The sequence below is a fragment of the Yersinia vastinensis genome (assembly GCF_902726565.1).
GTDB classification, from domain to species: domain Bacteria; phylum Pseudomonadota; class Gammaproteobacteria; order Enterobacterales; family Enterobacteriaceae; genus Yersinia; species Yersinia vastinensis.
Map to the genome: position 1 here is coordinate 24,864 of NZ_CACVAF010000017.1, position 16,023 is coordinate 40,886.

The window sequence follows — 16,023 nt, forward strand, 5'->3', positions numbered from 1 at the left end:
GACCGAGGAGAGTAAAATAGGGGATAGAGAAATATTTTTTGCACCATGTTTTATTTTTGTGCCATTTGCACTATCTAATAGGCAATTTGCACCTATTTTGAAATATCCGTTGAGGAGAATTGAAGATGTCAGATGCAATTAATCGCTGTAGTGCCGAAGAAACTGCGGCATGCTGCTGCGTAGATGTGGGTACTGTGATGGACAATACCGACTGCACCGCATCCTATAGCTGTGTATTCGATAACCGTGCTGAAGCTGAAGCTATGCTGAAACTGCTGACTGAAAAAGCACGTGCTGTTGAGTCCGAACCTTGCCTGATTGAACATAAGCTGGAAGAGACTGAAGGTGGTGTGCGCCTGACTATCGATTTCACCTTTGCCTGCCAGGCAGAAACTATGATCTTCCAGTTGGGCCTGCGTTAATTTAGACCCTGCCGCCGTGAGGTTATCGAACGCGGAGCTTTTTGCTTCGCGTTATCCTCAAAGGGCCGTTTTGCAATCTTTGTCTTTCCTCCCTTCTTATTTTTATTCCTAAAAGTTGCTCCTGCTCTCACTTTCCTGCTCTATAGGTTTACCAAATGTAAATATTTGGTTAACAATAATTAGATCAGGTCTGACCTGTTAATTTGTTATGCTTTAATTAAAGCCACTTTTTTATCAGGAGCGTTTATGAGTAAGCCATTACCGCTAGTGACGCGTCAGGGCGACCGTATCGCCATTGTCAGCGGTCTGCGAACCCCTTTCGCCAAGCAAGCCACTGCTTATCATGGCGTACCAGCCGTAGATTTGGGCAAAATTGTGGTCAGCGAATTATTAGCCAGAAGTGGTGTAGCTCCTGAATTAATTGATCAACTGGTGTTTGGTCAGGTCGTACAAATGCCGGAAGCGCCCAATATCGCCCGTGAAATCGTACTGGGGACGGGCATGAGTGTGCATACCGATGCTTACAGTGTCTCACGTGCATGTGCGACCAGTTTTCAAGCCGTAGCTAATGTGGCTGAAAGTATTATTGCCGGTTCGGTGACTGTGGCTATTGCCGGTGGCGCAGATTCCTCTTCCGTTTTACCTATTGGTGTCAGTAAAGCACTGGCGCGAACCTTGGTTGATGTGAATAAAGCACGAACGCTATCTCAGCGGCTGAAATTATTCAGCCGATTAAAATTTCGCGATTTACTGCCTGTCGCCCCAGCGGTGGCTGAATACTCAACCGGCTTGCGCATGGGCGATACTGCGGAGCAAATGGCAAAAACCTATGGTATCAGCCGCGAAGATCAGGATGCTTTAGCATTACGATCTCACCAAATGGCGGCACAAGCTTGGCAGCAGGGGCTGCTGCAAGATGAGGTCATGACGGCTTATATTCCGCCTTATCGTGATGCTATCGCTGAAGATAATAATATCCGTAAAGATTCCACGATGGCGCAATATGCCAAATTGCGTCCGGCGTTTGATCGCAAACATGGCAGTGTGACGGCGGCGAACAGCACACCACTCACGGATGGCGCGGCAGCCGTGATGATGATGAGTGAGTCAAAAGCCAAAGCGTTGGGTCTACAGCCTTTAGGTTATCTGCGCAGCTTTGCATTTTCCGCTATTGATGTATGGCAAGACATGTTGCTAGGCCCATCTTACGCAACGCCATTGGCGCTGGATCGCGCCGGTATCACATTGGCTGATTTGACTCTCATCGACATGCATGAGGCTTTTGCAGCACAGACACTGGCTAATTTGAAAATGTTTGCCAGTGACAGCTTTGCCCGAGAGAAACTGGGGCGTAGCCAGGCTATCGGTGAAGTCGACATGAGTAAATTCAACGTATTAGGTGGCTCTATTGCTTATGGACACCCCTTTGCCGCCACGGGCGCGCGTATGATAACCCAAACACTTAATGAGCTGCGTCGCCGTGGCGGTGGATTAGGGTTAACCACCGCATGTGCTGCGGGAGGTTTAGGTGCCGCGATGATTTTGGAGGTGGAATGATGAATCAGGAACCAGTCATTAATAGCGGTGATGAAATCGCGCTGGTGGATAATGCGGCTTCAGTTCATTCAGCATTTACCCTCCATGTGCGCCCCGACAATATTGGTGTTATCACCATCAATGTTGTAGACGATAAAGTGAATACCTTAAAGGCTGAATTTGCAGAACAAATTACTGAAATACTGCAACAAGCACAGGCTTTGACCCAATTACAGGGGCTGGTGATGATTTCCGGTAAACCGGATTCATTTATTGCCGGAGCTGATATCACCATGATTGCCGCGTGCCGAACCGCACAAGATGCACGTGTTCTGGCACAAAAAGGACAATCCATTTTGGCGCAAATCGCCGCATTCCCAGTACCGGTAGTCGCCGCAATTCACGGTGCTTGTCTGGGCGGAGGACTGGAATTGGCGCTGGCATGTCATGCACGTATTTGTTCGCAAGATGATAAGACAGTGCTGGGTTTACCCGAGGTGCAATTGGGCTTGTTGCCAGGGTCCGGCGGCACACAGCGCTTACCACGCTTGGTGGGGGTTAGTAAGGCGCTGGATATGATATTGACAGGCCGGCAAGTGCGGGCACGTCAGGCGCTGAAAATGGGGTTGGTGGACGATGTTGTACCGCAGGATATTTTGCTGGATGTGGCTATCAAGCGAGCAAAAGCCGGTTGGCTTGATAGGCCAGCACTGCCATGGCAAGAGCGCTTGCTCAGTGGCCCATTAGGCAAAGCGCTGTTGTTTAGTCTTGTGCGCAAAAAAACCTTAGCGAAAACCAAAGGCCATTATCCTGCGGCTGAACGTATTATTGATGTCGTGCGTAAAGGGCTGGATCAGGGCGGTCCTGCCGGTTATGAAGCCGAAGCCAGAGCTTTCGGCGAACTGGCGATGACTCCTCAATCAGCCGCTCTGCGCAGCTTGTTTTTTGCCACTACGTCGTTGAAAAAAGAGACTGGCGGTGAAGCTCGACCACGTACTATTCACCGTGTAGGCGTGCTGGGCGGCGGTCTCATGGGCGGCGGTATTGCCAATGTGACAGCGACCCGAGCGAGGTTGCCCGTTCGTATCAAGGATATCAATCCACAGGGGATTAATCTGGCGCTGAAATATACTTGGGATACGTTAAGTCAACGGGTGCGCAATAAACGTATGCGTCCAGCTGAACGGCAACAGCAGATGATGCTGATTTCAGGTAGTACGGATTATCGTGGTTTTGCCAACATTGATATTGTTGTTGAAGCTGTGTTTGAAGATTTATCACTGAAACAACAAATGGTTGCGGATATCGAGAGCGTTGGTAACGCGCAAACTATTTTTGCCTCTAATACCTCCTCATTACCCATAAGCCAGATTGCAGCACAAGCACGACGGCCAGAGAATGTTATCGGACTACATTATTTCAGTCCGGTGGATAAAATGCCGCTAGTTGAAGTGATTCCTCATAGCAAAACCAGTGAGGAAACTATCGCCACGACTGTTGCTCTTGCGCGAAAACAAGGGAAAACGGCAATCGTGGTTGCTGATTGTGCTGGGTTCTATGTAAACCGCATTCTTGCACCTTATATTAATGAGGCTGCTCGCTGTTTGCTGGATGGCGAACCTGTCGACTCAATTGATAAAGCGCTGGTGGATTTTGGCTTCCCTGTAGGGCCGATTACTTTACTGGATGAAGTGGGCATTGATGTCGGCACCAAGATCATGCCAATTTTAGTCGAGCAATTAGGGCCACGTTTCGCGGCTCCCCCTTCATTTGATGTCATTTTGAAGGATGGGCGCAAAGGGCGTAAAAATGGCCGGGGCTTCTATCTCTATCCGGCTAAAAGTTCGGGTTTTAAGTGGAAAAAAAATCCGGGTAAGGAAGTGGATACCAGCGTGTATACGCTGCTGGGTGTCACGGCCAAAGCACATATTGGGTCTGCTGTGATAGCGCAGCGTTGCACCATGATGATGTTGAATGAAGCTGTGCGCTGCCTTGAAGAATCTATTATTCGTCAACCGCGCGATGGTGATATTGGTGCGGTGTTTGGCATTGGCTTCCCACCATTTTTGGGGGGGCCTTTCCGCTACATGGATAGCCTTGGGGCTGACAAAATGGTGAAGACGCTTAAATTGCTCGCGCAGCAATATGGTGAGCGTTTTGAGCCTTGCCAATTGTTGGTCACGATGGCTGAACAACAGCAGAGGTTTTACCCGCTGCAGAGCCAAGTGAATGACGAGCAGGCGAAAGAGAGTGTTATTGGCTAGCGTGACCAGAACATTTTAGGATGTTTTTTCACCTATTCACTGTGGGTCAATACTCTATAATTAACAGTGTGAGCAGGATCACCACCTGCAATTCTAAGAGATAAGGTGGCTGTACACAGGGGTCAACCCGCGCTACCTTACAACCAGAATCACGTGAAGTGACTATTCGTGCCAAAATGAATTAATAGCCACTTATTGTGCAGGTAATAGAGTTTGGATTAAGCTATTGATATGGTTACTCTGTAACCAATCAAGGTTGGCTGTTGATGTTCCTGAGGTAAAAAACAGCCATTTTCTTTACCTTAAGTTTCAGGCAAAATGCCCGGCCGCCATAGAGAGACGGCGCGTTATCGTTATGAAGTTTCTTTGCTTTCCAGCAAAGGTTTCGGCGGTACAGCACGCGAAGCGTTTCTGTATAGCGTTATTTTGTTAACAAAAACGGTGCAATATGCAAGTTTTCATTATGCGTCACGGTGACGCGGCCCTTGATGCAGCAAGTGATGCACAACGGCCTCTAACTCTGTGTGGTCAGGATGAATCACGTCAGATAGCAAGCTGGCTCAACGACCAGTCAGTCGATGTTGATCAGGTTTTGGTCAGCCCTTATCTACGTGCAGGGCAAACATTGGAAGTGGTTCGTGAAGTGATGGCGCTTCCGCCATCACAAGAAGTGATGCCAGAATTAACGCCCGGTGGGGACGCGGCCTTTGTCTGCTGTTACTTGCAAGCGCTGGCAAAAGAAGATTGTGCCGCGGTGTTGATTATTTCGCACTTACCCTTGGTGGGGTATCTGGTCGCTGAACTTTGCCCTGGGCAATGCCCACCGATGTTTGCGACATCGGCCATTGCTTGTGTTGATTTGAATGGCGAGACAGGCAAAGGAACTTTCGATTGGCAGGTTAGCCCAACACAACTTTTAGCGAAAGCTTGCCACGGCTAGATAGAATAATCTCATTCACTGTCAATGGGCGCGGCATAACTGCTGCGCCTATGTTATTTTGTCATCCGCACAATGAATACCCTATTGGCAATAGTGCACAAATCCCTCTAGCATTGTCTTGCTACTGCTCTAACTCAATTAACACCAGCAATGCAGCCGTTCCACCCCACTCTTTAGGGGCCTGATGGAAAGCTAGTACGTCAGGATGCTGCGCCAACCACAGTGGTGTTTGCTGTTTTAAAACATGTTTGCCATGACCATGCATCACACAGGCGCAATGCACGTGCTCGCGTTTACAGGCCGCGATCAATGCCCCCAATTCTTGCTTGGCTTGTTTCTGAGTTAATCCGTGTAAATCCAAAAACATATCGGGCGAATAGTCGCCGCGGCGTAGCTTCTTAACTTCGAAGTGGTCAACACCGGGCCGCACGTACCGTGTCGGGCCTTCGGTATCCAATTGCGGCTGGAATTCATCAGAAAAATAATAGCTAGCATCGACCTGCTCTTGCAGCAATCGTTCAGGTGCAATTTTTTTGCCGAGTTTAGGTGGCACACGGTGAACAATAGTGTCTTGTTTCAGCTTTTTCGCTCCGGCAATCGACTCTTTAAATAGCTGTAGTTCATCCGTTGTCAGGTGATATTTATTTTTCATTGTCTATTCATCGTGCTTATTCATTTTCCTCAGTTTACCTAATGTCCCGCGGAGATTAACCACTTTAATCTGTCTTTCATTATTTGGTTATCATGCAACTGATGTATTGCTGCTGATTTGTGGCGGGCTTCATGGCAAACTAGGCAAATAGATAATGATTTTACGTACCCGCTGGAGAATATTTTGGACAAAATTTTCGTCGATGAAGCAGTCAATGAGCTGCACACCATTCAGGATATGCTGCGCTGGGCTGTCAGTCGTTTTAATGCGGCCAATATTTTTTATGGTCACGGTACTGATAATCCGTGGGACGAAGCGGTGCAGTTGGTTTTCCCAAGCCTATTCTTGCCGATTGATATTCCAGAGGATATGCGCAATGCGCGTCTGACTTCCAGTGAGCGTCACCGTATTGTTGAGCGCGTTATTCGTCGGGTTAACGAGCGTATTCCGGTCGCTTATTTGACTAACAAAGCTTGGTTCTGCGGCATGGAATATTATGTCGATGAACGTGTGCTGGTGCCACGCTCGCCAATTGGTGAGTTGATCAATAACCGCTTTGATGGGCTGATTCGTCATCAACCTAAGCATATTCTGGATATGTGTACCGGTAGTGGTTGTATTGCGATTGCTTGCGCCTATGCCTTCCCTGAAGCGGAAGTGGATGCCGTCGATATCTCCAACGACGTGTTGGCCGTCACTGAACATAATATCCAGCAGCACGGCATGGAGCATCAAGTTACGCCAATTCGTTCTGACCTGTTCCGCGATTTACCTCCAATCAAATATGACCTGATTGTCACTAACCCGCCTTATGTCGATGCTGAAGACATGTCCGACTTACCGCAAGAGTTCCGCTTTGAGCCAGAACTGGGGCTAGCTGCGGGCAGTGATGGCCTGAAGCTGGCGCGCCGAATTCTGGCTTGTGCGCCTGATTTCTTACAAGATGACGGCGTGCTGATTTGTGAAGTGGGCAACAGCATGGTGCATTTGATGGATGAATATCCTGATGTGCCGTTCACTTGGCTAGAGTTTGACAACGGTGGTGATGGCGTCTTTATGCTGACTAAACAGCAACTTATTGACTGCTCATCACATTTCAGCATGTATCGTGATTAATCATCACTTTTAAAACTGCCAGCCGGTTAATACTATGCTGGCAGTGAACTTAATGACTTAGAGGAACCGTGATGGCTGGGAACAGTATTGGGCAGTTTTTCCGCGTCACCACTTTTGGTGAATCTCACGGCATTGCCTTGGGATGTATTATCGATGGCGTCCCACCAGGAATTCCCATCACTGAAGCTGACATTCAATTGGATCTTGATAGACGCCGCCCTGGGACTTCACGGTATACCACACAACGCCGTGAGCCAGATCAGGTGCGCATTTTGTCAGGCGTATTTGAGGGCGTGACTACCGGTACGAGCATCGGGTTGATGATTGAAAATACCGACCAGCGTTCACAAGATTACAGTGCTATTAAAGATGTATTTCGTCCCGGGCATGCTGATTACACTTACGAACAGAAATACGGTGTGCGCGATTATCGGGGGGGAGGTCGCTCATCTGCCCGTGAAACGGCGATGCGTGTCGCCGCCGGCGCTATTGCTAAAAAATATCTTGCGCAGAAATTTGGCGTACAGGTGCGTGGCTATCTGGCACAAATGGGTGATATCAGTTGTGATTTAATTGATTGGGATTTGGTCGAGCAAAATCCATTCTTCTGCCCGGATGCCAGCAAACTGGAACCACTGGATGCCTTAATGCGCGAGCTGAAAAAGGCCGGTGACTCGATTGGTGCCAAAATCACTGTCGTGGCTGAGCATGTGCCCGTGGGGCTAGGTGAGCCGGTATTTGACCGTCTAGATGCCGATTTGGCCCATGCATTGATGAGCATCAATGCTGTGAAAGGGGTAGAAATCGGTGATGGCTTTGCGGTGATAACCAAACGCGGTAGCGAAAATCGCGATGAAATTACGCCACAGGGTTTCCAGAGTAACCATGCGGGCGGCATTCTCGGTGGGATTAGCAGTGGGCAGCCGATTGTGGCGCATATCGCACTGAAACCGACCTCCAGTATTACGGTACCGGGGCACACGATTAATCGGCAGGGTGATGCGGTTGAGATGATTACCCGTGGTCGTCATGATCCTTGTGTCGGCATCCGTGCTGTTCCGATCGCTGAAGCGATGATGGCGATTGTGTTAATGGATCACCTGCTGCGCCAGCGCGCTCAGTGTGGTGATGTAGTTTCAGACGTCCCGCGTTGGTAAACACAATGAAAAAATGGATAACGGGTGTCGTGGCATTAGCCGGTTTAGCGGCGCTCGCGACCATAAGCCCGGTAATGGCAGCGACGCCGTGGCAACAGATTACACATCCGGTGGCCGGACAACCGCAGTCAATTGGTGGTTTTGCCAATGGCTGTGTTATTGGTGCCATGCCTTTGCCGCTTGAGTCAGCTGATTATCAGGTGATGCGTCCGGATCAGCGCCGCTATTTTGGCCACCCCGATTTACTGAATTTTATTCATCGTCTGGGTGATAAAGCCCAACAAAACCAGCTCGGAACTGTCCTGATTGGCGATATGGCGATGCCTGCTGGTGGGCGTTTTAGTAGTGGGCATGCCAGCCATCAATCGGGGCTAGATGTGGATATTTGGTTGCAACTGCCACAACAGCGCTGGAGCCAGAAGCAGCTATTGAAACCACAACCCATTGATTTGGTTGCAGCCGATGGTAAACGAGTCGTTCCTGCATTGTGGCAACCACAAGTTGAAAGCCTGATTAAACTGGCCGCCAAAGATAATGAAGTCACGCGTATTTTCGTCAATCCGGCAATTAAAAAACAGCTTTGTCTGGATGCTGGCGCGGATCGTAACTGGCTGCATAAAGTGCGTCCATGGTTTGGTCACCGCGCTCATATGCATGTGCGCTTACGCTGCCCAGCAGATAGCCTTGAATGTCTGGATCAAGATACGCCACCGCCGGGTGATGGTTGTGGTGCCGAGTTAGAAAGCTGGTTCCAGCCACATCAACCAAGCGCCAAACCGGGTAAAACCTTACCACCACCATTGCCGCCTTCTTGTCAGGCTTTGCTGGATAACCATTTCGCTGCGGAATAAACTTTGATGTTTAATAGAATCCGTTAACATCGAATAAATCTCTCAAGGCCTCGCTATTGCAGGGCTTTGTGTTTATTGGCATCTAACAACATTGATTGACAGCGAATAATAAACCGGACAAGCTACCGGACAAATAAACGGTTATCCGGTGGCCCTATGAAGTTAACTGATACCAAAGCCCGCAACGCTAAACCTCAAGAAAAAGCCTATCAATTGCAGGATGGTAACGGCCTGTACTTGGATGTTCGCCCCTCGGGTGTAAAGACATGGCGTTATCGCTACTGGATCACGCCTACAAAGGACGGACGCTACACTATCGGGAGTTACCCTGCCGTATCGTTGGCCGAAGCTCGTCGATTGCGTGAGTGGGCTAGGGAGCAGGTAAAAAACGGCATCGCCCCCAAGGAAGCCAAAGCAGTTGAGCGGGATATCGCAAAAGCTGAGAACGCCAATACATTCGAAATAGTGGCAAAAGAATGGCTGGATAAAAAAGGGGAGCATTGGGCAAAAAATTCAAAAAATCAGATCACTGGTTTTATGTATAACGATATTTTCCCCGCTATTGGCGCTATGCCTATGCGGGAAATTAACGCCTCTCATATATTAAAAATAATTAGAGACCTTGAGAGTCGGGGCGCTAAATCCGTAGCGGTTAAAGTACGGCAGTGGTGCTCTGCTGTTTTTTGCTATGGCGTAGCGACATTACGCGCAGACTCCGATCCGGCCGCGGCATTAAGGGGGGCTATTATAGTCCCTAAAACCGAACATTCTAGACCGCTCACTGGTGATGAGTTACGTGATTATTATTTGCGTCTTGATAGCTCCACCGGTAACCAAGCGACTATTATAGCGCTAAGAATCTTGCCGCTAGTATTTGTTAGACAAGCTGAATTACGTTCGGCTGAATGGTCACATATTGATTTTGATAATGCGGAATGGGTTATTCCCCCGGAACTAATGAAAATGGGGCGAATGCATAGAGTGCCATTGTCTGCCCCAGTAATATCCCTGCTAAATGAATTGAAGAAAATTACGGGTAATAGGCGTTGGTTATTCCCCAATACCAGACTAAACAACACTTACATGGGAGCATCCACTTTAAATAGGGCTATTGTGCAGTTGGGATACGCTCGTACGGTGATAACAACTCACGATTTCCGCGCTACAGCTTCAACCAGGTTGCATGAAATGGGATATCGGCATGAAGTTATCGAGCGGCAGCTAGCACACGTTGAAAAAAACCGTGTGTCAGCCGCATACAATCACGCCGAGTACATGCCAGAGAGACGGCAGTTAATGGAAGAGTGGGGCCAGTGGGTTACTGGCCTGATTGCTTCTGATTCTCCACAATAAGGTTATCAATCCATTCCTGAATCACCGTTGACGGCCAACGAGAGTTGCGCCCGTCTTTAACTGGTTTTGGGAATGTCCCTTCTTTGATGCGCAGGTAGATGGTTGTGCGGTCATACCCTACAGCCTTTTCTACCCGTTCAATTGTCAATAATTCACATGTGATCATAATTAGCCGCCTTGCTTATCTGTAGGGTAAAACATTGGTGAACACTCGCTTGAGTAACCCGCCTTCCGGATCGCTATAGAGCACATAGCAATGGCAGCGTTGAAATGGTTCGCGGAGTTTAGGTCTTCACCCTCCAGACCAGTGATATCAATCATTGGGGGGGAGCATTACCGGTGTTTTGATTGCCGCTTGCCACCATGTCCAGCCTAAATCCGTTCTGTAGCTAGCGTAGCCGTTGCCATGGCGAGTTAAATCAAAGCCGCCTACGTAGTGACAACGTTTTTCAAACTGCTGACGGTTGCTCATCTGCGCATACCTCCATGACAAAATCAGTAATAGTGGCTTCACCCATCGAGGCCCACCAGTGCCAATGCCCGTAGCAATCGGCCTCGTCTTCTGCTTCGGTAACGCGCTCGAATGGTTCACCGTTCCACTTGCCTGTACATTTGAATTTCACTGTTTCGCCTCCACAATTAGCTCTTCGTATAGCGGCTCTGGGGTTCCTCGAAAACCGGGCTTAAGTGCATCCTCTCGCGTTGAAAATAGGATTCCGGCAATCTCCCAATAAACCGGTTCAGCCATTAGCGCAGATAGGGCAACTCGGTAGCTAGAGAGAACAAACTCAGCGTGTAGCGCGGCGCATGGATTGCTTGATGCTGTCTGTTTTTCCAACAACTCAATCTCAAACTGAAGCATTTTTATATGGTCTTGTTTATTCATCACACCGCCCCTATCGCTTTCTGAACCACCTTATAACCCCGTTTCCGGGGCTGTTTAATCGGCGTTATTGTCACTGGTGCTACCTTCGGTCTGGCTGGTGGTGCTTCATTTATCCCATTCCGCATGCGGTACTTTTCACGCATTTTCCAGTTAAGCCATTTCGTCCAGTCGCGACCATCATCTATCCGAACCGTGGCCCGTACTTGGGTGTCGTTGATATCAGCCTGTTTACCCATTGGTACCCACCTTGCTGTATCCGGCGTCGATAATCGCCCTTGCAACACTGACGGAGTTCGAGTTATCTAGATATACAGCCTCGAAAACAATCAGGTTCAGTTCGCCAGATAGCACGTGGTCATAAGTTGTGGGCCAATACTCGAAAGGGATATCATTTCCGTAATAATCATTCGTAATCAGATCCAAAGTCAGTAGAGCGGCTTCCTCGGCTGATTTCTCTGGCTTACGGTAACCAGCCGCCCATACAGCGCCTGTGATATCGCCGGGGTTACCCCACGCTAATCTGATGATGTACGCCAGTGGTAATATGCTTTGCTGACCAGATTGGCCGATAGCCTTGCTATTAGCGGGAACGGGTGCGACAACCCCCTTATCTTTGCCACCAATTAGCTCAAGTGATTTCTTCATCGCGACACCCCCCGAGCCACAAGTTTATAAGCCCTGAGCACCGCCGCAGAGCGACCGGAAAGCACGGTTTTCATGAAGAATGATCCGGTTCGGTGTGGGCTAACATCTACCAGAAGCAACACCTTATCAACCACACGGTTATGTTTACGGAATTCAAATATCGTGCTGGTGATCGTGATGCTGGCCACCGCGCCGCTGTCTTGATAATCGAATTTCATGCCAACACCTCCCGCAACCAAATGACCCAGCCAAGCCAAGCATAGAAGCCAGAAGTAAGCCCAACGCCGACAAGGGTAGAAAAGAACAGCGTCCACATAATCTCAAATACCTTCTTCATTCAGCACCCCCTGGCAGAGTTCAAAGGCGTTTGAATGTAGCGGCATAATTACCAGAAATGGGTTTCCGTACAGGTGATTAGTGGCTGGGTCGAGCAGTAACTGGCACGGTGCTTCTTTCCCGTAAGGCTTGAATTTCACCGGGCCAAAACCATGACGAAACATCAGGTAAGGCAATGCCAGTAGTCGGGCATTGAACATGGGAAATTCTTCGCATGGTTCCAGTTCAGCGGGTAATAGCTTGCTAAAATCGGGGTATTTGCAATCGAGTAGTTCCAGCATGTTTGAACAAATTGGCTTCTCGTTTTCATCGTAATGGACTGCATACCAGTTGCTGCCGTCAGCAACAATCGCGGTTAATTCGGCATCGGCGGCTTCGTCAGGAATGTCACCATCAAAGACAAACACGCCATCAATATCATTACCGACCTCACAGCCATGCTCCATCATCACCAGCGCACGGCCATCAGTAGCCTTGATATGGGTTGGGGTGATGTACACCCCTTTCAGGTATTCGCGGGTTTCGCTCTCTCCAGCGACACAGAGCAGAGCGGCGCGAAGAATATCGGTTGGAATAAACATTATTTTGTCTCCCCTGTGTGGTTTTCGGATTTCAGACGTAAAGTGAAGCCGCCGAACTCTGGATGCTGCCAGCGCTTAAGTTTGCCGGTGGGTGGTGTGGACTCATCAAGCAAGGTTTGAGCTGCCGACATAAACGAATCACGGTGAATCAGTAAATGGCCTCGCTCACCATTGGTCAGGCGGGTAGGTAGCTTCGAGAACGTAGTCAATCGGCGGCAGGCATCATCTGATAACCCACAAGCCCACGACAGATCAGACACAAGGGCATATTCAGATTGTCCGCTATCTGGCGTGTGGTGGCTGACCTGCAAGGCTTCTGGTGCTGGTGGCGCGATAGCTACAACTGGTTCAACTACGGGTTGGTACTTCTGAATGCCAACAATATCAATTACCGCTTTCATGGTTGCCGATGCGGTTGCCTCAGCTACAACACGCGCCAGAGAAAGAATGTCATTATTCATGTGGGTTTCCTGTGGTGCTGGCGGTGAGAGGAGAGGCTGGGATTCGCCCGTTTCAAGTGCGTGCCAACGATCAATGATTGCAGCGCGACGTTTAACGTCGTAACCAGAAACCAAAATTTCCGAATGTCGGCGATCGAGGAGGAACTCAGAGACAAAGCCACGATTATCGATGCAGGCAATAACGCCAGAAACCAACGTAACCTGTTGATTTTTATAATTACGCAAATTTGCGTTATCTTTGCTGATACCATAAAGAGATTCCAGCATCACCCACACGTCGCGGATCACGTCTGCTGGGCGTTTTTCAGTCATCTTTGCAATTTCTTTGGTACCCATCATTGGCGCACCATTGACTACTAGTTCAGTTTTATTCGTCATTTCACTTCACCTCTTTGATGTTGATGCCAATGTGTTTTGCGTACCGGCGCATGCTTCGGTTTAATGGCATTTCAACTACGCCGTCGTCTGTTCGGTATTTCGCTACTGATTCCTGCACGTTGACGTATTCCCTTGCTGGCGCTCGGTCTAGTCGGTGTCCTTGCGCCAAGGTCACACCACAAAGGCCCTGACGAGTTTTGCTATTGCGTTTTTTAGTCATACTTCTGGTTTTCCTTTGTATTTCGCCTGGTCAGAGCAACGCTGCGCATTGCTGGCACATATTCCCTGAACCTCTATTGATGGGGCGTGAGGTAATGCGTCACGCCAAGCACATGCAGCACGGCGATATAGCCCTTTAGCTTCAAGCTCGGTTGCTTGTTCGGCTCTTTGGGCGTAATTGCTCATTTCACTTCCCGTGTGTCGCTGGTGGCTGGTTCGTCAGATGCTGTAACAAACCCATCAATTAACCGATCAACAAGGGCGTGACCGCTTTGGGTAAGTCCACCAAACTTTTTGACGCAATCCTTATAGGTTTCAACAATCGACTCACGAGCCTTGGCCTTTCCTAATGATTCAATAATTACCAGCTCAAACATTTCTAATGCGCGTGTTAATACCTCAGCCGTTAATTCAATGGAGATAATCTCCCCGCTGGCTGATTCTTTAATTACGCAGGTGCTGCCTGTTTTCCGCTGCAATGAATCCAGTTTTGCAGCCACTATGCGATTACGATATCTTCCGATTAATTCAAGATTGCTCATATTTGGGTTGCCTCATTTACGGCCTTTAGGTATGGGGAGTCCTAACCCGAAGGCCATAGTTAATATTTTGTTTAGTTAGTAATTAAGACTTACAATCTCTTTCTTTAATTCGGCAACCTTATCTATTGCCTTTTTATATTTATCGATAAGAGAGTCAGTTTGCTTTTTCTTTTTGGCTTCCTGTCTTAATATTTCGCGTCGCTTGGCTAACAGGCGGCGAATACGGCGCATACAGCGCGAGTGGGCAATAATATAATCTATAGTGTGTTCACCGCGATTATGTGCAATCCTGCCATCTTCAAGTGTTGTGTAGGTTTCGCCTACGCGAGACTTAACACCCGCCCGTTTAAATACTTTTTCAGTCATAAAGTGAGCTAGACGATTAATTGCAGTTTCACGGCTAAAGCATTTCTTACGGCGACCGTGACGCATAACAAAATAAACAGGTTCCGGCCTTAATTGGAATGCAACCTCGACACCACCATCATCAATTAAATCAAATTCCCACTCTTCGAATCTGGATGGGTCAACTTTTTCAATTTTCATTATTTTCATCCATTAATTTTTTAGCATTTCTGGATGATTGTGTTGTCATTATTACCAACTCTTCTGTAAGGCTCCATAGCCTCGCTGCAACATCTTCATCAACCTTTCGAATTGCGTCATCAATGAGCGTTGTATATAAATATCTTAATTGCTTTGCATAACGATCAGCATTACTAGCCGTGTAGGCAAGGTATTCTATTTGCCCTTTCGGAGGGAAAATACCAAAATTTAATGGTGTAAAATTATCAGGTTCTTTGTACAAGATATCTTTCTTGTCTTGTATGTATACACCTTCGGAAGAGCCACCGGAGACAGAGATGATACCTGGTGTGATTTGGTTTGATGTCGATAAATTACGCATAGATTCCAGCTCCTTTATTCATTTGTAAATAGCGCGTCTGAGTCTTAATAACACAGCCGGTTTCTTTGCAAGCATGCGTGATAGTATAATTACCCAATACATCACCGACGCTAGGGAACGGTTCTTCAATATATATCCCGTAAGCCTCTCTCAACTTCCAATTGGCTAATAACCAACCGTATTCAGTTTTATAGTCACTTGCCAATTTTTGGGCTACATGCCGAGCGTCTTTATCAACTAGAATAACTTTCTCAGATGATGGGTTTGTAGTTGCATTTTTAATTATGATACTATTTGACTTAACCATATAACTAACCTCTCAGGTATGTGTATTTGGCTAGGCTCATGTATTCGATTGGCGTCAGTACATGAGTCGTTAAACTAAGCATTCAAGTTTCTTTCTTTATAATTAGAATAACCAATAATTGAATTTTTAAACTTTTCGCATTCATCAATTATTTTTCGAGCTTGTTCATTTGCTGATTCGTAACTGTTAAAAAAATCCACAAGAACAAAGTAATTTTCAATCCGTTCATAAATGGCGTATTCAACTTCACCAACAAAACAAGTTTGAAGTTGGTAAGTTGATTTAGGGTTAAAATGTTTAGCATCAAACAAATACGACCAGTGGGATTTACTCTCACGTAATTTTTTATGAATATCCTGATGGTTAACCTCTGAGTGTTTCATCTTATCCTCAACGCAATTATGTGTGGCGGTGAGGTAATAATACTAAAAGTTTTAATATCTGCAATACTAAAAGTATATAAAATATTA

General features: G+C 47.6%; 25 protein-coding genes. 8 read left to right on the forward strand and 17 right to left on the reverse strand.

Going from position 1 to position 16,023, the window contains the following annotated elements; all coding sequences use genetic code 11:
• Positions 1-125: 125 nt before the first annotated feature.
• The 4 genes from HUZ92_RS19060 to sixA all read left to right on the forward strand — a co-directional run bounded on the left by HUZ92_RS19060 (position 126) and on the right by sixA (position 5,162).
• Positions 126-422 (forward strand): YfcZ/YiiS family protein, encoded by a 297-nt coding sequence (locus HUZ92_RS19060; protein WP_072086771.1) that lies wholly within the window; start codon positions 126-128, stop codon positions 420-422.
• Positions 423-668: 246 nt separating this feature from the next.
• Positions 669-1,979 (forward strand): acetyl-CoA C-acyltransferase FadI, encoded by a 1,311-nt coding sequence (fadI, locus tag HUZ92_RS19065; RefSeq protein ID WP_050101546.1) that lies wholly within the window; start codon positions 669-671, stop codon positions 1,977-1,979.
• Positions 1,979-4,222: a fatty acid oxidation complex subunit alpha FadJ gene (gene fadJ / locus HUZ92_RS19070; protein ID WP_050295388.1), complete on the forward strand. Its 2,244-nt coding sequence runs from the start codon at positions 1,979-1,981 to the stop codon at positions 4,220-4,222. The genes fadI and fadJ overlap by 1 nt, the downstream gene beginning before the upstream one ends.
• Positions 4,223-4,670: 448 nt before the next feature.
• The gene (gene sixA / locus HUZ92_RS19075) at positions 4,671-5,162 is read left to right on the forward strand and encodes a phosphohistidine phosphatase SixA (RefSeq protein ID WP_050101548.1); all 492 of its coding nucleotides are present in this window, start codon (positions 4,671-4,673) and stop codon (positions 5,160-5,162) included.
• Positions 5,163-5,283: 121 nt separating this feature from the next.
• Here sixA and smrB read toward each other — a convergent pair whose 3' ends face one another.
• Entirely contained in the window at positions 5,284-5,814 is a 531-nt protein-coding gene (smrB, locus tag HUZ92_RS19080) for an endonuclease SmrB (protein ID WP_050101550.1), read from the reverse strand.
• Positions 5,815-5,997: 183 nt separating this feature from the next.
• On the opposite strand from smrB, the gene prmB reads away from it, so the two are divergent.
• From prmB to HUZ92_RS19100, 4 genes are all read left to right on the forward strand, one after another.
• The gene (prmB, locus tag HUZ92_RS19085; RefSeq protein WP_145579827.1) at positions 5,998-6,930 is read left to right on the forward strand and encodes a 50S ribosomal protein L3 N(5)-glutamine methyltransferase; all 933 of its coding nucleotides are present in this window, start codon (positions 5,998-6,000) and stop codon (positions 6,928-6,930) included.
• A gap of 71 nt (positions 6,931-7,001) precedes the next feature.
• Positions 7,002-8,087, forward strand: coding sequence for a chorismate synthase (aroC, locus tag HUZ92_RS19090; RefSeq protein ID WP_050101553.1), 1,086 nt, complete (start codon positions 7,002-7,004; stop codon positions 8,085-8,087).
• Between the two features lie 5 nt (positions 8,088-8,092).
• Complete coding sequence (gene mepA, locus HUZ92_RS19095) at positions 8,093-8,938, forward strand: penicillin-insensitive murein endopeptidase (RefSeq protein ID WP_050101555.1); 846 nt, start codon at positions 8,093-8,095, stop codon at positions 8,936-8,938.
• A 156-nt stretch (positions 8,939-9,094) separates the two neighbouring features.
• Positions 9,095-10,291 (forward strand): tyrosine-type recombinase/integrase, encoded by a 1,197-nt coding sequence (locus HUZ92_RS19100; RefSeq protein WP_019210768.1) that lies wholly within the window; start codon positions 9,095-9,097, stop codon positions 10,289-10,291.
• Here the strand turns inward: HUZ92_RS19100 and HUZ92_RS19105 are convergent.
• The 16 genes from HUZ92_RS19105 to HUZ92_RS19180 form a co-directional block, all read right to left on the reverse strand.
• Positions 10,257-10,457 (reverse strand): helix-turn-helix transcriptional regulator, encoded by a 201-nt coding sequence (locus tag HUZ92_RS19105; RefSeq protein ID WP_042806437.1) that lies wholly within the window; start codon positions 10,455-10,457, stop codon positions 10,257-10,259. The genes HUZ92_RS19100 and HUZ92_RS19105 overlap by 35 nt on opposite strands.
• Positions 10,458-10,604: 147 nt before the next feature.
• On the reverse strand, positions 10,605-10,763 hold the full coding sequence (locus tag HUZ92_RS19110) for a hypothetical protein (protein ID WP_155408998.1): 159 nt from the start codon (positions 10,761-10,763) through the stop codon (positions 10,605-10,607).
• Positions 10,741-10,914: a hypothetical protein gene (locus HUZ92_RS19115; RefSeq protein WP_019210767.1), complete on the reverse strand. Its 174-nt coding sequence runs from the start codon at positions 10,912-10,914 to the stop codon at positions 10,741-10,743. Before HUZ92_RS19115 ends, HUZ92_RS19110 begins: the two co-directional genes overlap by 23 nt.
• Positions 10,911-11,177, reverse strand: coding sequence for a hypothetical protein (locus tag HUZ92_RS19120; RefSeq protein ID WP_019210766.1), 267 nt, complete (start codon positions 11,175-11,177; stop codon positions 10,911-10,913). The genes HUZ92_RS19115 and HUZ92_RS19120 overlap by 4 nt, the downstream gene beginning before the upstream one ends.
• A complete protein-coding gene (locus tag HUZ92_RS19125; RefSeq protein WP_019210765.1) occupies positions 11,177-11,413 on the reverse strand; it encodes a hypothetical protein in 237 nt (78 codons plus the stop codon). The genes HUZ92_RS19120 and HUZ92_RS19125 overlap by 1 nt, the downstream gene beginning before the upstream one ends.
• The gene (locus HUZ92_RS19130) at positions 11,406-11,822 is read right to left on the reverse strand and encodes a hypothetical protein (protein ID WP_019210764.1); all 417 of its coding nucleotides are present in this window, start codon (positions 11,820-11,822) and stop codon (positions 11,406-11,408) included. Before HUZ92_RS19130 ends, HUZ92_RS19125 begins: the two co-directional genes overlap by 8 nt.
• Positions 11,819-12,040 carry a hypothetical protein gene (locus HUZ92_RS19135; RefSeq protein WP_019210763.1) on the reverse strand — a complete coding sequence of 74 codons (222 nt, stop codon included), beginning with the start codon at positions 12,038-12,040 and terminating at the stop codon, positions 11,819-11,821. The genes HUZ92_RS19130 and HUZ92_RS19135 overlap by 4 nt, the downstream gene beginning before the upstream one ends.
• Before the next feature lie 102 nt (positions 12,041-12,142).
• Positions 12,143-12,739, reverse strand: coding sequence for a beta clamp domain-containing protein (locus HUZ92_RS19140; protein ID WP_019210761.1), 597 nt, complete (start codon positions 12,737-12,739; stop codon positions 12,143-12,145).
• Positions 12,739-13,578 carry a Rha family transcriptional regulator gene (locus HUZ92_RS19145; RefSeq protein WP_019210760.1) on the reverse strand — a complete coding sequence of 280 codons (840 nt, stop codon included), beginning with the start codon at positions 13,576-13,578 and terminating at the stop codon, positions 12,739-12,741. The genes HUZ92_RS19140 and HUZ92_RS19145 overlap by 1 nt, the downstream gene beginning before the upstream one ends.
• A gap of 1 nt (position 13,579) precedes the next feature.
• Positions 13,580-13,798: a hypothetical protein gene (locus HUZ92_RS19150; protein WP_019210759.1), complete on the reverse strand. Its 219-nt coding sequence runs from the start codon at positions 13,796-13,798 to the stop codon at positions 13,580-13,582.
• Positions 13,795-13,983 (reverse strand): hypothetical protein, encoded by a 189-nt coding sequence (locus tag HUZ92_RS19155; protein ID WP_019210758.1) that lies wholly within the window; start codon positions 13,981-13,983, stop codon positions 13,795-13,797. The genes HUZ92_RS19150 and HUZ92_RS19155 overlap by 4 nt, the downstream gene beginning before the upstream one ends.
• On the reverse strand, positions 13,980-14,339 hold the full coding sequence (locus HUZ92_RS19160) for a hypothetical protein (protein WP_019210757.1): 360 nt from the start codon (positions 14,337-14,339) through the stop codon (positions 13,980-13,982). Before HUZ92_RS19160 ends, HUZ92_RS19155 begins: the two co-directional genes overlap by 4 nt.
• Positions 14,340-14,414: 75 nt before the next feature.
• Positions 14,415-14,885, reverse strand: a complete 471-nt coding sequence (locus HUZ92_RS19165; protein ID WP_019210756.1) for a hypothetical protein — start codon at positions 14,883-14,885, stop codon at positions 14,415-14,417.
• Entirely contained in the window at positions 14,875-15,246 is a 372-nt protein-coding gene (locus tag HUZ92_RS19170; protein ID WP_019210755.1) for a hypothetical protein, read from the reverse strand. Before HUZ92_RS19170 ends, HUZ92_RS19165 begins: the two co-directional genes overlap by 11 nt.
• Positions 15,239-15,553, reverse strand: a complete 315-nt coding sequence (locus HUZ92_RS19175; RefSeq protein WP_019210754.1) for a hypothetical protein — start codon at positions 15,551-15,553, stop codon at positions 15,239-15,241. The genes HUZ92_RS19170 and HUZ92_RS19175 overlap by 8 nt, the downstream gene beginning before the upstream one ends.
• A gap of 74 nt (positions 15,554-15,627) precedes the next feature.
• The gene (locus HUZ92_RS19180) at positions 15,628-15,936 is read right to left on the reverse strand and encodes a hypothetical protein (protein ID WP_019210753.1); all 309 of its coding nucleotides are present in this window, start codon (positions 15,934-15,936) and stop codon (positions 15,628-15,630) included.
• Positions 15,937-16,023 lie beyond the last annotated feature (87 nt).

What these genes read in the sequence shown, in the direction of transcription:
- HUZ92_RS19060 (WP_072086771.1), top strand. Translation starts at nt 126, where the DNA reads ATGTCAGATGCAATTAATCGCTGTAGTGCCGAAGAAACTGCGGCATGC.
- fadI (WP_050101546.1), top strand. Translation starts at nt 669, where the DNA reads ATGAGTAAGCCATTACCGCTAGTGACGCGTCAGGGCGACCGTATCGCC.
- fadJ (WP_050295388.1), top strand. Translation starts at nt 1,979, where the DNA reads ATGAATCAGGAACCAGTCATTAATAGCGGTGATGAAATCGCGCTGGTG.
- sixA (WP_050101548.1), top strand. Translation starts at nt 4,671, where the DNA reads ATGCAAGTTTTCATTATGCGTCACGGTGACGCGGCCCTTGATGCAGCA.
- smrB (WP_050101550.1), bottom strand. Translation starts at nt 5,814, where the DNA reads ATGAAAAATAAATATCACCTGACAACGGATGAACTACAGCTATTTAAA.
- aroC (WP_050101553.1), top strand. Translation starts at nt 7,002, where the DNA reads ATGGCTGGGAACAGTATTGGGCAGTTTTTCCGCGTCACCACTTTTGGT.
- mepA (WP_050101555.1), top strand. Translation starts at nt 8,093, where the DNA reads ATGAAAAAATGGATAACGGGTGTCGTGGCATTAGCCGGTTTAGCGGCG.
- HUZ92_RS19100 (WP_019210768.1), top strand. Translation starts at nt 9,095, where the DNA reads ATGAAGTTAACTGATACCAAAGCCCGCAACGCTAAACCTCAAGAAAAA.
- HUZ92_RS19105 (WP_042806437.1), bottom strand. Translation starts at nt 10,457, where the DNA reads ATGATCACATGTGAATTATTGACAATTGAACGGGTAGAAAAGGCTGTA.
- HUZ92_RS19110 (WP_155408998.1), bottom strand. Translation starts at nt 10,763, where the DNA reads ATGAGCAACCGTCAGCAGTTTGAAAAACGTTGTCACTACGTAGGCGGC.
- HUZ92_RS19120 (WP_019210766.1), bottom strand. Translation starts at nt 11,177, where the DNA reads ATGAATAAACAAGACCATATAAAAATGCTTCAGTTTGAGATTGAGTTG.
- HUZ92_RS19125 (WP_019210765.1), bottom strand. Translation starts at nt 11,413, where the DNA reads ATGGGTAAACAGGCTGATATCAACGACACCCAAGTACGGGCCACGGTT.
- HUZ92_RS19130 (WP_019210764.1), bottom strand. Translation starts at nt 11,822, where the DNA reads ATGAAGAAATCACTTGAGCTAATTGGTGGCAAAGATAAGGGGGTTGTC.
- HUZ92_RS19135 (WP_019210763.1), bottom strand. Translation starts at nt 12,040, where the DNA reads ATGAAATTCGATTATCAAGACAGCGGCGCGGTGGCCAGCATCACGATC.
- HUZ92_RS19140 (WP_019210761.1), bottom strand. Translation starts at nt 12,739, where the DNA reads ATGTTTATTCCAACCGATATTCTTCGCGCCGCTCTGCTCTGTGTCGCT.
- HUZ92_RS19145 (WP_019210760.1), bottom strand. Translation starts at nt 13,578, where the DNA reads ATGACGAATAAAACTGAACTAGTAGTCAATGGTGCGCCAATGATGGGT.
- HUZ92_RS19150 (WP_019210759.1), bottom strand. Translation starts at nt 13,798, where the DNA reads ATGACTAAAAAACGCAATAGCAAAACTCGTCAGGGCCTTTGTGGTGTG.
- HUZ92_RS19155 (WP_019210758.1), bottom strand. Translation starts at nt 13,983, where the DNA reads ATGAGCAATTACGCCCAAAGAGCCGAACAAGCAACCGAGCTTGAAGCT.
- HUZ92_RS19160 (WP_019210757.1), bottom strand. Translation starts at nt 14,339, where the DNA reads ATGAGCAATCTTGAATTAATCGGAAGATATCGTAATCGCATAGTGGCT.
- HUZ92_RS19165 (WP_019210756.1), bottom strand. Translation starts at nt 14,885, where the DNA reads ATGAAAATTGAAAAAGTTGACCCATCCAGATTCGAAGAGTGGGAATTT.
- HUZ92_RS19170 (WP_019210755.1), bottom strand. Translation starts at nt 15,246, where the DNA reads ATGCGTAATTTATCGACATCAAACCAAATCACACCAGGTATCATCTCT.
- HUZ92_RS19175 (WP_019210754.1), bottom strand. Translation starts at nt 15,553, where the DNA reads ATGGTTAAGTCAAATAGTATCATAATTAAAAATGCAACTACAAACCCA.
- HUZ92_RS19180 (WP_019210753.1), bottom strand. Translation starts at nt 15,936, where the DNA reads ATGAAACACTCAGAGGTTAACCATCAGGATATTCATAAAAAATTACGT.